The organism is Acinetobacter sp. YWS30-1, from assembly GCF_033558715.1.
Classification (GTDB): Bacteria; Pseudomonadota; Gammaproteobacteria; order Pseudomonadales; family Moraxellaceae; genus Acinetobacter.
This window is the reverse complement of sequence record NZ_CP114606.1, coordinates 2779846-2793859: the sequence shown is the minus strand read 5'-3', so window position 1 is coordinate 2793859 and position 14014 is coordinate 2779846. Positions and strand designations below refer to the sequence as shown.

Sequence of the window (14014 nt, the reverse complement as noted above, 5' to 3'; positions counted from 1 at the left end):
TTAAGCGGTCTTTAAAGACCGCTTTTCTTTTTTAGGGATAGTCTAATGAAGAGCTAACTATGCGTTTCTTCCTCTGCATCATCTTCAAAAGTCTTGGCAATTTTTTCAATATTCAGGCTCTTGGCCATCGCATCGAAAATTTCCTTATATACGCCGTCCTGATGATAAAGCGCGTCATGTTCACCGTGTTCGGCAATACAACCTTCTTTCATCACATAGGTATAGTCTGCATCAATAATTTGAGACAGGCTATGCGAAATAATAATCACGGTACGGCCTTGCTTGATCTGATCCAGACTTTGTTTGATCTGTTCTGTCGCAATGGCATCCAGACTCGCCGTCGGCTCGTCCAGAAAAATAATCGGCGGGTTTTTCAGGAACATCCGTGCGATGGCAATCCGCTGTTGCTGACCGCCGGACAGTTGCAGGGCATCGGAATCATAGCTATCCGGTAGCTGTAAAATCTGTTCATGAATCGAGGCTTTTTGAGCAGCTGCAATCACCTCCTCCATACTGGCATTGGTTTTGCCATAACGGATATTGTCAAAAATTGTGCCCTGGAAAATATGGTTTTTCTGTAGTACCAATCCGATATGATCACGTAAATATTGAGTGTCATAATCTTTTAAATCAATCCCATCCAGCTTGATCTGGCCTTCCTGTGGTTCATAAAATTTATCTAGCAGACTGATCAAGGTTGATTTTCCGGCTCCCGATAATCCTACCAGTGCGGTAATGGTATTGGGGCGGATTTCCATATTGATATCTTTTAAAGCATGATGCCCATTCGGATAATAAAAATTCACGCCACTTAGCTCAAATCGGCCTTGGACAGGTGGTTTTTGCTGGCCACTCTGTTCAATTTCAGCATCCGCTTCCAGAATATTAAAGAAGCTTTCTGAATAGATCATGGCATCATTCACTTCATCATAAATCCGGTGCAACGAGCGAATCGGGGCAGAGACGTTATTAAAGAGCAGCACATGGTACATGATCATGCCGATACTCATCTGGCCATCCAGTACAAAATAGGAGGTCAGAATAATAATCAGGACTATGCCGATCTGTTCAATAAAGGTTTTTAAGCCATCAAACAGGAAGCTGGTTTGCCGGGTTTTCATCTGGTTATCGGTCAGTTCACGCTGCAAGCTCAGCTGCTTGTCTGATTCAATTGATTCCCGGTTAAAGGATTTGATGACTGTAATTGAATTGATGATACTGAGAATCCCTTGGCTCTTTTTTTCCCGGCCATCTCTCAGACTACGGCGCCATCCACCAAGTTTTTGTGCCTGTTTATAGGTGAGCCAGAAGTAGATCGGTACAATCGCTGTGGCGACCAGCCCGACATAAAAATTGGCATAGTACATCAATCCGAGCGCGACAATTGCACTGGTAAATAGAGGAAAAATATCAATGAAAAAGATCTGAACCAGTCGGGTGAGGGAGCCAATTCCGCGGTCGATCCGGGTCTGCAATTTTCCGGCCTGATTATTATCCTGATTAAAAAATGCCAGCCGATACTTTAAAAACTTTTCAATAATGCCTTGAGCCAGATCTTGGGAAATAAAAATCCGCAGCTTTTCTCCATAAAACTTCTGCCCAAACTGTACCAGTGCATTCACCACCTCTTTACCAAGTAAAATGGCAGAGATAGTAATCAGTATATGCCAGCCTTCATCCAGCCCTTGTCCTTGTTCCAGCAAAGCATTGATACTGTCGACTGCATATTGCAGGGTCAGTGCATTGACCTGAGCAGTAAAGGAACCGATCAGGGTCAGAATGAGGGTTGCAATCACCAGAAGTCGATAAGGGCTGACAAAGGGACGAAGTTTTAAAAACAGCTGCCATAAATTCATAAGCAATTATTTTTATTGTCAAAGTTGAATTTAGTCTAGGCAGGAATAAAGGTACTCACAAGAGTAAATGTTGTATTTATTTGTGAAATTAGATTGTAATTTTTCCGGATAAGTCTCAATCTTTTCAGCAAGATACTGAAATTTTTAGACTGATTTTAAAATGACTTTGGACCTGTTTGCGCCAGAACCTCAAGCTAATCTATTACCCTTTGATGGGGTCGTGGAAGATTATGGCCAGATTTTGGATGAAAAGCAGAGCCAGCAATATTTACAGGATTTTTTAGCTCATCTGGTCTGGCAGCCGGACGAAGTGAATTTATTTGGCAAGCATTATATTACGGGACGAAAAGTGGTGTGGTATGGCGATGAACATTATCAGTATCACTACTCTGGAAGTTTCAAGCAGGCTCAGATCTGGACACCGGGTCTGTTCCGGTTAAAACAGCATATTGAAAAGCTGGTCGGTCATTCGTTTAATTCCTGTCTGGCCAATTTATATGAAGATGGTTCGCAAGGTCTGGGCTGGCATAGTGATGATGAAGCGGCTTTATATCAGGGAACGTCACAGGAAAATGTGATTGCATCCCTCAGTTTGGGGGCAACCCGCAAGATGAGCTTTAAACACAAAACAGAGAATGAAACAGTAGATCTGCTTTTACAAAGTGGTCAGTTGATTGTGATGCGAGGACAGACCCAACACTACTGGAAACATTGTATCCGGAAAACGACTCGGGTTTTAGAACCTAGAATTAACCTGACCTTTCGTTATTTTTTTCCTTAATTAAATTATCTTTGATAAAACCAAAAATGTTAGTCCATTCGTATTTAAAGTTCTTTCTCTATCAGGGAGAAATTAGGATAAGGGGATTTCTTCGGTGTCGAATGATGAAAAAATGATTGATGAAGGCACTCTATTGTTTTTAGATTAAAAGTACCCCAATGAACTAAAAAAGAGATTCTTCAATTCAAAAAAAATAGTATCTCGAAAGATGCTATTGCTTATATTTAAAAGAAATTTAGGGTTGCAGTCCAGCCGGATGCCTATACCAGCTTTCAATCAAGAGGGCAGCAGCAATACTGTCCGCAGACAATTTTTTGCCGCGACCTTGTGCCTGATAATGATCCAGTTCATCCCGTGCTTCACGAGTGGTCAGGCGTTCATCCACCATCAAGGTTTCAATATTGGTCTGATGACGTAAACGGCGGGCAAATTTACGTGCCCGTGTCGACAGTTCAGATTCACTATCATCCATATTTAGTGGCAGGCCGACCAAAAATAGGCCCGGCTGATGGCTTTTTACAATTTTCAGTAATTCGTCCCAGTTCGGAATCCCGTCTTTCATAGGAAATAAAGGGAGGGGATTGGCACTTTCAATCAGGGATTGGCCGACTGCTATTCCCATTTTCTGTGTACCAAAATCAAACGCCATAATAGTGTTTGGCGCGTTTACATCAGGCATGTCCAATCTCGGAAGATAACCAGGTTCGGTCTACGCCCATTTTTTTATAGGCAGCATCCCAGCGGTCGTTATAAGGTAAGTTAAAAATCAGGTCCATATCGGATTCACAGATTAGCCAGTCACCTCGGGCAATCTCTTCTTCAAGCTGATGTTTGCCCCAGCTCGCATAACCCAAGGCGATCTGATAGCGGCCTACGCCTCCATTATGCGCAATCGCATCCAGAATATCTTTAGATGTGGTAATACAAACATTTTCACCCACAGCAATAGAGGAATGCCAAGTCGGCTGACCGGTATGCAGGACAAAACCGGCCTCTGGTCGCAAAGGTCCACCTTGCAACACTTCATGGGGATTGACATTATCCGCCTCAATGTCCAGATCATTCAGCAATTCTTTAATTTGAATGCCAGCAGGGCGGTTAATAATAATCCCTTGAGCGCCATCTTCATCATGACGAGCCAGATAAATGACCGTATGGGCAAAAAAATCGTCACTTGCATGGGGTGGCGCAATCAGACAACGATGAGTCAGATATTGTTTAGTCACCTGAGCGGCTCTCCAAAAGTCTATATCGTTTGTGATCGTGGTAGATGATTTATCAGGGCAAAAGACTGGATTTTCAATTTGCAAATTATCTATTCCTTTATTTACTTATCCCACAAAAATGCACCACTGACAACTTAGCTTTGTAGATACTGAGTATAAAAAAACTACAAATAGGTATTTTTTTTATTTTTTCAATAAATCAATAAAATCAGTTTTATTTTATTGAATGGTAAATTCTAGAGTGCATTTATTATTGACTAAGAATATAAAATAAATTCAATAAGGGATAAGTTTATATATTTTTAATTGTTTAATAATTAAACTAAATAATTAAATAAAAGAAAATATTAAATTTTATATTTAAAGCGGAGTGCTTTATTTTTTATTAATTTTTTATAAGTTATTTTATTAATGAATAGATGTAATTAATTAAACTTATATAGCAATAATAGAAAAGATTTTTCATACTTAAAAACGATCATAATTTGTAAAGTTTATTTAATATTGTTTAATTTAGGTAAATATAATGCGTTTGTTTAGAGTTAAATTTTACGTAATATATACATAAACTACATATTGAAACAATCAGGCTTTGTTTGTAAGATGCGCCGATTTTTAATCTTCTATTATTTTAACGGATCGTTATGCATCATTTTTTTAAAGGGACGGCAGAGTAAAACTTGAAGTGCGACATAAACCACCTAATTAATTTAAAGGGTTTATGGAGTATATAAAATTGTCATACCATCATCTTAACTTTGAAGATCGTACTGCATTAATGCTTGAGTCAAGAAAAGAAGGCTTTTCAGCCAGAAAATTTGCTGAACTCATTAAAAGACATCCTAGTACGATCTATCGTGAGCTTAAAAGAAATAGCATCAATGACGTTTATCAAGCTCAATATGCTTCTGATAACACCTTCGCTAGACGTAGACGCGGTCACAGAAAACTCAAAATCGACTCAATTCTCTGGAGATTTATTGTTGAAGCGATCCGTTGTTTATGGTCTCCTCAGCAAATAGCAAAGCGTTTAAAGACATTTCCTGATTTGGATCAAACAATGAATGTAAGCCATACAACGATTTATTCAACTATACGAGCATTACCAAAGGGTGAGTTGAAAAAAGACTTATTATCCTGTCTGCGTCATGAAAATAAAAAGCGAAAAGCTAACGGTGAACCTAAAAAAGATTCTATATTACAGGATATTAAAACTATTCATGAGCGCCCAGCCGAAGTTCAAGAAAGAAAAATACCGGGTCATTGGGAAGCCGATTTAATTAAAGGTAAAGACAATAAAAGTTCGATAGCAACACTTATTGAACGAAATACACGGCTCTGTATCTTGGCAACATTACCTGATGCAAAGGCAGAATCAGTGCGCAAGGCTTTAACTGAAGCTCTGAAATATTTACCTGCAGAACTACGTAAAACGTTGACCTATGACCGTGGACGTGAGATGTCAGAACATAAAATCCTCGAAGAAGATTTAGGCATAGATGTATATTTCTGTGACCCACATTCGCCATGGCAGAAAGGTACATGCGAAAATATGAATGGTTTAATTAGGCAATATTTACCTAAAGGGATTGATTTAAATCAGGCAGATCAGCATTATTTAAATCAAGTCGCCATGTCACTGAATACTCGTCCTAGAAAAGCGTTAGATTGGCTTACACCATTAGAGAAATTTGCTCAGCTTGTTGATTATCATAAGGCTTTTGAAACTGTCGCACCTCATGTTTGAATTCGCCGACTTTAATTTCTACTCTATGTTCAGCATCTATTATTTCCCATGCGGCAGTATTCAAAACATATAATGAAGAAGGTAATTTTTTTCGTAGTCATTTAAATGCAGAACTGTCTGAAAATTTAATTACAGATTTCAAGAATAAAACTAATTCAAAAGATGGAGTTTTATATCTGTTAGAACAAGCCCGTTTATTACAGGTTAATCATCAATATGATCAAAGCCAAGAATATTATAAACAGGCTTTTACTTTGCTGGATAAACAGCAAAATCGTGCGAAAGTCAGTGTATCCCGTGTGGGCTTTAAAGCTCTGGCTTTGATGAGTAATGATTCAATCGTTCCTTATCTGGTGCCACCACATGAACAGGTACTGGCACATATTTCTCAGGCAAAAAACTATATTTTTCTCAAAGATTTAGAAGCTGCATCCGTAGAAATGCGGGTCGCGCAAGGCCTCCAGCGTGAAATTGAACTGGCTCACCAGAAAGAGCTGGAAAGAAAAAAAGATAAAGTTAAAAAACCGGCTACTGAAGGAAATCCGCTTAGCGCACTGGATGAAGCGTTTATAGGTTTGGACCCTATTGCAGGCAAGATTAAAAACAGCTACCAGAATGCGTATGCGTTCTACATGGCTGCCAATTTATGGGAAACCTTGGGTGAATATAATGATGCCTTGGTAGATTATAAAAAGGCCTATGAATTACAACCAGATGCGCAGATTGCCCAAGATGTAAAACGCCTGAATCAGTTAGTAGCAAAACCAAAAAGTGGCAGTGTGCCGGTGATTGTCTTTATCGAGCAAGGCATTGTGCCACAAAAGGTTGAAAACAAGATTGATGTGCCAACACCAGGCGGTCTGGTCAATATCGCTTTTGCGACTTATGAACCAAGCACCTATGTGGCACCGAAAAGCTTAAAAGTCAAAGTTAACAATAAGCCTATGCAAGACAGCTACGTGATTAGTGATATTGGCGCTCTGGCAGTTAAAGATCTGAAAGAAAAAGTAGTAGGCAATCTGACCAGTCAAATCATGCGTGCAAGCGCCAAATATGCGGCACAAAAACAGTTGGGCAATCAGCTGGGTATTTTGGGTCAGGTGGCCGGCAATGTGCTTAATATGTCAACTGAACGTGCCGACTTGCGTGGCTGGAGTACCTTGCCAAGTAATGCCCAGATTGCCCGCTTAAATCTCGCTCCAGGTAACCATAAATTACAGCTCTCTAGCGGCAGTCTTTCCAGTTCAGCTGTCAATCTGGATGTCAAAGCCAATCAAACTGTCTTTGTCTATGCACATCACGTCAATGACAAGATTACTGCCAGCGTAAGCACCATCCCACATTAATAAAATCTAAGAGAACGATATGAAACATCAATTCAGCTTTGCAGTACTTGGTTTAGGGGCACTGTTAATGGTGGGGTGTACTGCACCGAATGCCTTGTCGACCCAGACCAATTCAAGCAATGAAATCAGCATCCGTACGATCACCAATAACCCGATCCTGAGTACGGAAGTATTTGTAGAACGCGTAAATATGAGTGCGGCAGGGGATTTGAAGCGCGCATCAATTGCAATCAAAAACCGTCGTTTTAATAACAAAGATTTTAGCTACAAGATCGTGTGGGTAGATGCGCAAGGTGCGGAAGTGAATCCTGAAGGTGCCATCTGGAAGCCGATTCAGTTAACTGGCCGTGAAACCAAAGGCGTGCAATCCCTGGCGCCAAATCCATCTGCTGTCGATGTTGTTGTGTACTTGAAAAAATAAGAGAGATTAAACATGAATGCAAAATTGATTTTCGCTGTATTGGCAGCAACGACTCTGGTTAGTGGCTGTGCGTCTACTGGTGCAGTGAGTTATGGCGATGCGCAAGCAGTTGAAACTTTGACGACTGACTTCGGTTCGACTGATCTGCAAATGATCGCAGCGAAAATGGTGGATGACATGCTGATGTTCCCGCCGATCGTACAGATGACACAAAACCGTCGCCCGGTGATTGTAGTAGATCGTATTCACAATAAAACTCAGGAACATATTGATACTGAATCCATTACTGACAGCATTCAGAACAAGCTGATCAACTCTGGAAAATTCCGGTTTGTGGATATGAAGTCTGTGAATGCGATGGCGCAACAACTGGCCTATCAAAAACAGAGCGGCATGGTGAATCAGGCAACCGCTGTACGGAGCGGTGGTCATATCGGTGCTGAATATATGCTAAATGGCAACTTGTCGAGCATTGTAAAAAATGCGGGCAGCAAGAGCGATGTGTATTACAAGTTCACCTTTAAATTGCAAAACCTGCAGACTGGAATTGTCGAGTGGACTGGCGAGAAAGAAATCCGTAAAGCAGGCAAGCGTTCGACTTTCGGCCTGTAATTTAAATTAAGGTTGCTGTGCTTTGGCACAGTGACCGCAGAAGAATTCATTATGAAAAAAATATTACTTGCAGGCTTATTGTCCGGATTGCTCAGTTCACCTGCTTTTGCAGCAATTAAGGAAGTGATCAAAGAAGCCAGCGGCAGTGGTTCTACACAGCATCAGGCCATTTCTGAAGCGTTATTGGTAGCGGTTCAATCAGTAAATGGTGCTTCGGTTTCTTCACAGATGGATTATGAAGAAACCGTTTCTTTATCAGTGAATCATCAAGGCTGGACCTATACCGGCAAGGTATCCCCGGTCTTTAGTGTAGCCAATCAGGGCTCGGGTTCAGTTACTAAATTCCAGGTGCTCAGTGTTTCTGGAGCGAAGAATAATTATCGGGCCAAAGTTCGTGCTCATGTAGTTAAATTTGAATCTGCTGTGCAGGATCAGCATTTACACCGGATCGCTGTTTTACCATTCCAGATGGCAGAAAAAAATAATCGACTGGCTGGTGGGGGATCTGCCCGTGAATTTAGTCAGGAATTATCCGATACACTGGGCACTTATCTGACCCAAAGCGGACAGTTAAGTGTGGTTGATCGTCACTATATTGAGGAAATGCAGTCTGAAACTGATTTCCTGTATTGGGATGGCGCACCACAGGAACTGGCACGCATTGGTCAGAAAGTTGGCGCAGATTATTTGCTGGTTGGTCAGATTAAAGATTTATCTAGTGCCAGTGAGCAGCAGATGTATGGTCTGAATGCTGGCGCGGCTCAGGTGAGTCTAAGCTGGCGGGTGATTGAAGCAGCGACCAGTAAAGTTGTTGCAGCCGGAATCTTTAACCGTACCTTGTCTAATTTAATGACGCAGAATATTTTGACGAACGATTTAAATGACAGTACTGCAGACAAAATTGCTCAAGGTCTTAATCCAGAGATTTTACAAGGTTTGAAATTGCAGCCTGTACAAACTCGTCAAGCTTATGACCAGTCACCCGGTTATGGAATGACACCAGGTTCTAGTGATCAACCAGTCAAATGGTAATTTTTGGCTTTAACTAAAAGCTGTTCATAAAAAAATCCCTGCACTAGTTAGGGATTTTTTATTAAGCATGATTTATGCTTGCTGAAACTTTAACTGTCTTAACTGACGTGCATGCTGCAAGGTGGTTTCATTAATTTCCACGCCACCCGTCATACGTGCAAGTTCCTGTACAATTTCACTTTCTTCCAAATTAATAATGGTACTGCTGGCCGGATCAGTCTGGCGTTTTTTCACTAATAAATGCTGGTCGGACTGTGCAGCCACCTGCGCCTGATGGGTAATACAAAGAATTTGTACATGCTGTGCCAGATCAGCCAATAAGCGACCCACGATTTCCGCAGTTCCGCCACTGATCCCGACGTCGATTTCATCAAAGACCAATACTTCAGCTTCGGTTTTTTCTGCATTCATCACCTGCATCACCAAGGCGATACGGGATAATTCACCGCCTGAAGCCACGCGTGCCAGAGGTTGTGCTGGTATGCCCTTGTTGGCAGTAAACAGAAGCTGAATAAAACTCAAACCTTCACTTGATGGATGTTCCAAAGGCTCAAATTTAAATTCAAAATGCGCTTCAGGTAGGGCAAGCTGTTTCACCTGTTCGGTCAGTTTTTTCGCCAGCGGTTCGGCTGCATCACGGCGAATCTGGTCCAGATGTTGAGCTTTGCTTAGAAACTCCTGATAAGAGACCTCGACCTGTTCAGCCAGAGTTTCTGGGTCTTCTAGCTGATGCAATTGTTCAAGTTCAGTCTGCCAGGCCTCATATTCTTCTTTCAGCAATTCTGGCTGGGTGCGGTATTTGCGTGCTAAACGGTGAAACACTTCCAGTTTGGAATTCAGTTCTTCCATACGTTCCGGATCAAAGCTTTGCCGATCCATAAACTGGCGTAAGGTCGCCGTCGCATCTTCGAGTTCGCTTTGGGCATTCAGTAAAGAGGTATAAATCTGGGAAAGCTGCTCGCTACGACCGGCATGCGATTCCATACGGCGTAAAATTGAAGCCAGTTCCTGCGAAATATTCTGTTCACCTTCATCCAGGCCATTCAGGCTATAGATACAATCCTGCATGATGGCTTCATGATGTGAAAGGCGGTCAAATTCCTGCTCAATTTCCTGATAATCCGTCTGGACGACTTCTTCCAGTTCTTCAAGTTGCAGCTCCAGAGTTTCCATACGTTGCTTACGGGTTGCTTGTGCATCCAGCGCGGCCTGATGCTGGCGAATATTTTTATGCCAGGTGCTATAAGCGTCACGTACTTCCTGAGCTGGTGCATAAAAATTGCTATAGCGATCCAGCCAGTGTTTGGGATAAGGTGGTTCTAGAAGTTGCTGCTGACTATGCTGGCTATAAAGCTGAACCAGTAGTCGGCCAATTTCTTTCAGTTCAGACAGACTACTGGGACGACCATTGATCCAGGCCTTACTGCGGCCAGTGGCAAAGATCACCCGGCGTAAATGAATCTCTCCCGACTCATCATCCAGTTCATGCTCTTTTAACCAGCTCGCTTCAGGGCTGTCTTCCTGATAACTAAAGGTTGCTGTTACATCCGCTTTTTCGGTGCCATAACGCACATAATTGGTATCGGTTCGCTCCCCCAGACAGGCAGACAGAGCATCCAGTAACAGGGATTTACCTGCACCGGTTTCACCAGTAAGAACGTTAAAACCTTTATCAATATCAATAGCAAGATGCTCGGCCAAAGCAAAATTGATCAGAGTTAAATGTGTCAGCATAAACGCATCCGGGCTGCGAAAAGTTTGAATGAAATAGCATGTCAGTTGCTTCAGTCTAGCAACGCGGCTGTTATTATAAATCAGGATAAATCGATTTCATTCTATCTTAAATTTCAGGGATTAATACACGCTTATTTGAATGTTGTGTCACAGGAACCAAGATCAGGCCACTGAAGTTACAAAAGATATTTTCATTTTTCTGACATGCTTGAAAGTTAAATTAAATCAGGTCGGAATATATTTTGCTTATAAATGGCGGGAAAAATCACGGCATTTTCCAGGATCTGCCGAAATCATTCAAACAGGCTGGAATCAAGGCAAGCAGGGGGCACCAATAATTTCATTCAAGTCCGATAAACTTCGATTGATTAGTTGCGGGTGCACATTTAAACTACAGCAATCAAAATATTACAAAATGCTTTATCTGGAGAAATGGCATGTCAGCTCAGTTTGATCATGTATCAGTACTTAAAAAATCGAATGTGTATTTTGGCGGGTTGTGCATTAGCCATGTGGTGCAATTTGAAGATGGCACTAAAAAAACCTTAGGGGTAATTTTACCTTCAGAAAATGCATTAACTTTTGAAACACATGTGCCTGAGCGTATGGAAATCATCTCAGGTGAATGCCGTGTGCAAATCGCTGATAGCGAAGAAAAAGAACTGTTCCGTGCTGGTCAGTCTTTCTATGTGCCAGGCAATAGCCGTTTCAAAATTGAAACTGATGATGTGCTGGACTATGTTTGCCATTTTGAAGGCTAAACAGACCTACAGATGAGCTGTAACCGATCAAGAAATTTTGTTCTGAATCGGTTAAACTAAGCTTAATACAGAATCCTGTGAAGTTGGCTTTGCAGGATTTTTCTTTTGCTGCCTATTTCCCAATTTATTTTCGAGGTCGTTCATGGCTAAACCTGAGTATTATTATGGCGTCCATTCAGTAGAATCACTGCTGGAGCTTGAGCCTGAACGTGTCTTGACTCTTTTTACCCTGAAAGGCCGTGATGATCAGCGCCTGAAACGTGTGCTGGAATTGGCTGAGCCTTTTGGCATTAGTGTTCAGCAGGCTAGTCGTGACAAGCTGGAAAAACTGGCTGGTTTGCCTTTTCACCAAGGCGTTGTAGCGGCAGTTCGCCCGCATCCAACCTTAAATGAAAAGGATCTGGAAGATCTATTGAAACAAGATTCTCAAGTACTTCTATTAGCACTCGATCAGGTAACGGATCCACATAACCTGGGTGCTTGTATTCGTACTGCCGCAGCGATGGGTGTAGCGGCTGTGATTGTACCGCGTGACCGTTCAGCAAGCCTGACGCCGACTGCACGTAAAGTGGCAGCAGGTGGTGCAGAAAAAGTGAAGTTTATTCAGGTGACCAATCTGGCGCGTACTTTGGGTCAAATCAAAGATGAATTTAATGTACGTGTGGTTGGTACGATGCTGGATGAAAAAGCTTTACCTATCCAGAAATTTGATTTTACTGGTACAGGTGTATGCGTGGTGATGGGTGCGGAAGATACCGGTTTGCGTCCAATTACCCAAAGCCAATGTGATCAGACGGTTTATATTCCGATGGCAGGAAATCTGCAAAGTCTGAATGTGAGCGTGGCAACAGGGATGGCTCTTTATGAAGCCTGTCGTCAGCGTCAAGCTTAAGTCCTTTTTATTATTTACCTAAATACTGTTAAAGAAGAAGTCTATGTCTCCCCGAACGCAAGGTTATGCCTTTGTCTTAATTACCATGTGTATTTGGGGAGGTTTTACCTTAAGCACGCGCTTAAGTGCCCAGTGGGGGATTAGTGCCTGGGATCTGGTGGGATTACGTTTTCTATTGGCTTTTCTGATTCTGATGCCAGTCCTGATTTATAAAAAGGACACAGCCTTTTTGTGGAGTAAGGAATCCTTTCTCTTAGCCATGATTGGCGGGGTAGGGTATTGCCTGACCGCCTATACTGCTTTCCATTATGCACCTGCAGCTCATGCTGCCGTATTTCTAAATGGCTGTATTCCACTTTGTACCGCAGTGGCTGCTTTTGTGTTATTTAAACAGGGATTTGACCGACATACTTGGATCAGTATGGCGATTATGCTGCTTGCGATTGGCAGTATGAGTTGGCTGATGTTCCGAGAGTCCGGTGTGGCCTTGGGATTAGGCGATCTGCTATTTTTCATCAGTGCAATGTGGTGGGGTGTATTCACTGTACTGCTACGTCAATGGAAGCTATCTGCCTGGCATTCTATGGCCAGTGTAGCGATCTGGTCAGCCATCATTTATGTGCCAATTTATCTGCTATTCTTCCCCAAACATCTGGATGCTGCTGAACCTTGGCAAATGGCTTCCCAGGTACTCTTTCACGGTGTTTTTGTGGTGATTGTAGCGACACTAACTTATGTGGAAGCGATTAAGCGTTTAGGTGCATTTAAAGCGGGCAGTATCGTGACCCTCGCACCATTCATTGCTGCCATACTGGCTGTACCGTTATTAAATGAACCTCTAAGTCTCGCGATTGTTTCTGGTTTGGTAGGTATGGCAATTGGTGCCATACAACCTTGGCGCTGGCTGATGCATCAAGATAGCCTGAGTCAGAAACTGGAACAACAAAAAAAGCAGTCCTAAAAGGACTGCTTTTTATTTGAACTCTAACTGAGTTCGGGTTAATGATTTTGAGCAGCCATCTGAAGATACTTTTCATGTAATGGTGTGAGATGAGCATAGAGATGTTCTAGCTCACCATCATTCAGTACAATATCATCAGCCATGGCACACTTTTGTTCACGCGGCATTTGTGCGGCAATGATCTTCTGAATTTGCTCTACATTTTGTCCATCGCGCTGTGAAGCCCGTTGAATTTGCAGTTCAATAGCAGCATCAATTAATAACGTATGTTGTGTTAGTTCATGCTGATTTGTTTCAAACAATAAAGGAGAAACTAAAATCGCATAAGGACTTTGTGCTGCATGTAACTGTTGAATAATTGAATTGCGAATAGCAGGGTGGGTGATATTTTCCAGCATTTTTCGTGCTTCTGGAGACTGGAAAATATGTTCGCGCAAAACACGGCGATTCAATGAACCATCCTTGAGTAAAACCCAATCGCCGAAAGCTTCCCGAATTTGCTGTAGGGCTGGTTGACCGATATCAACGACTTCACGGGCGACAATATCCGCATCTACGACAGCAATCCCTTGAGCTTCAAACCATTGGCTGGCAGCAGACTTGCCACTACCAATTCCACCAGTTAAACCGAGTACAAATTTCACT

General features: G+C 42.1%; 14 protein-coding genes. 9 read left to right on the top strand and 5 right to left on the bottom strand.

Going from position 1 to position 14014, the window contains the following annotated elements:
* Positions 1-53 precede the first annotated feature (53 nt).
* Entirely contained in the window at positions 54-1856 is a 1803-nt protein-coding gene (locus O4M77_RS13290) for an ABC transporter ATP-binding protein (protein ID WP_323713559.1), read from the bottom strand.
* 160 nt (positions 1857-2016) lie between these two features.
* On the opposite strand from O4M77_RS13290, the gene O4M77_RS13285 reads away from it, so the two are divergent.
* Positions 2017-2637 (top strand): alpha-ketoglutarate-dependent dioxygenase AlkB family protein, encoded by a 621-nt coding sequence (locus O4M77_RS13285; protein WP_323713558.1) that lies wholly within the window; start codon positions 2017-2019, stop codon positions 2635-2637.
* A gap of 235 nt (positions 2638-2872) precedes the next feature.
* On the opposite strand, the gene ruvX is transcribed toward O4M77_RS13285, so the two are convergent.
* Both ruvX and O4M77_RS13275 read right to left on the bottom strand, forming a co-directional pair.
* A complete protein-coding gene (ruvX, locus tag O4M77_RS13280) occupies positions 2873-3316 on the bottom strand; it encodes a Holliday junction resolvase RuvX (RefSeq protein WP_312309888.1) in 444 nt (147 codons plus the stop codon).
* The gene (locus O4M77_RS13275; RefSeq protein ID WP_323713557.1) at positions 3309-3863 is read right to left on the bottom strand and encodes a YqgE/AlgH family protein; all 555 of its coding nucleotides are present in this window, start codon (positions 3861-3863) and stop codon (positions 3309-3311) included. Before O4M77_RS13275 ends, ruvX begins: the two co-directional genes overlap by 8 nt.
* Positions 3864-4641: 778 nt before the next feature.
* Between O4M77_RS13275 and O4M77_RS13270 the strand changes: the two genes are divergently transcribed.
* The 5 genes from O4M77_RS13270 to O4M77_RS13250 are packed head-to-tail and all read left to right on the top strand — an operon-like array spanning position 4642 to position 9021.
* A complete protein-coding gene (locus O4M77_RS13270) occupies positions 4642-5610 on the top strand; it encodes an IS30 family transposase (RefSeq protein ID WP_253105210.1) in 969 nt (322 codons plus the stop codon).
* The gene (locus O4M77_RS13265) at positions 5607-6956 is read left to right on the top strand and encodes a hypothetical protein (RefSeq protein WP_323713556.1); all 1350 of its coding nucleotides are present in this window, start codon (positions 5607-5609) and stop codon (positions 6954-6956) included. Before O4M77_RS13270 ends, O4M77_RS13265 begins: the two co-directional genes overlap by 4 nt.
* A 19-nt stretch (positions 6957-6975) precedes the next feature.
* The gene (locus O4M77_RS13260; RefSeq protein WP_180053818.1) at positions 6976-7377 is read left to right on the top strand and encodes a YcfL family protein; all 402 of its coding nucleotides are present in this window, start codon (positions 6976-6978) and stop codon (positions 7375-7377) included.
* Between the two features lie 12 nt (positions 7378-7389).
* Positions 7390-7989 (top strand): penicillin-binding protein activator LpoB, encoded by a 600-nt coding sequence (lpoB, locus tag O4M77_RS13255; protein WP_180016615.1) that lies wholly within the window; start codon positions 7390-7392, stop codon positions 7987-7989.
* Positions 7990-8040: 51 nt separating this feature from the next.
* Positions 8041-9021: a CsgG/HfaB family protein gene (locus O4M77_RS13250; protein ID WP_323713555.1), complete on the top strand. Its 981-nt coding sequence runs from the start codon at positions 8041-8043 to the stop codon at positions 9019-9021.
* 72 nt (positions 9022-9093) lie between these two features.
* Here O4M77_RS13250 and recN read toward each other — a convergent pair whose 3' ends face one another.
* Positions 9094-10755 carry a DNA repair protein RecN gene (gene recN, locus O4M77_RS13245; RefSeq protein WP_323713554.1) on the bottom strand — a complete coding sequence of 554 codons (1662 nt, stop codon included), beginning with the start codon at positions 10753-10755 and terminating at the stop codon, positions 9094-9096.
* Between the two features lie 437 nt (positions 10756-11192).
* On the opposite strand from recN, the gene O4M77_RS13240 reads away from it, so the two are divergent.
* The 3 genes from O4M77_RS13240 to O4M77_RS13230 all read left to right on the top strand — a co-directional run bounded on the left by O4M77_RS13240 (position 11193) and on the right by O4M77_RS13230 (position 13369).
* Positions 11193-11516 carry a pyrimidine/purine nucleoside phosphorylase gene (locus O4M77_RS13240; RefSeq protein ID WP_004787221.1) on the top strand — a complete coding sequence of 108 codons (324 nt, stop codon included), beginning with the start codon at positions 11193-11195 and terminating at the stop codon, positions 11514-11516.
* Positions 11517-11658: 142 nt separating this feature from the next.
* Positions 11659-12408 (top strand): 23S rRNA (guanosine(2251)-2'-O)-methyltransferase RlmB, encoded by a 750-nt coding sequence (gene rlmB / locus O4M77_RS13235; protein WP_005233526.1) that lies wholly within the window; start codon positions 11659-11661, stop codon positions 12406-12408.
* A gap of 43 nt (positions 12409-12451) precedes the next feature.
* Positions 12452-13369, top strand: coding sequence for a DMT family transporter (locus O4M77_RS13230; protein ID WP_323713553.1), 918 nt, complete (start codon positions 12452-12454; stop codon positions 13367-13369).
* Positions 13370-13407: 38 nt separating this feature from the next.
* Here O4M77_RS13230 and coaE read toward each other — a convergent pair whose 3' ends face one another.
* Positions 13408-14013: a dephospho-CoA kinase gene (gene coaE, locus O4M77_RS13225; RefSeq protein ID WP_159122717.1), complete on the bottom strand. Its 606-nt coding sequence runs from the start codon at positions 14011-14013 to the stop codon at positions 13408-13410.
* Position 14014: the final 1 nt, after the last annotated feature.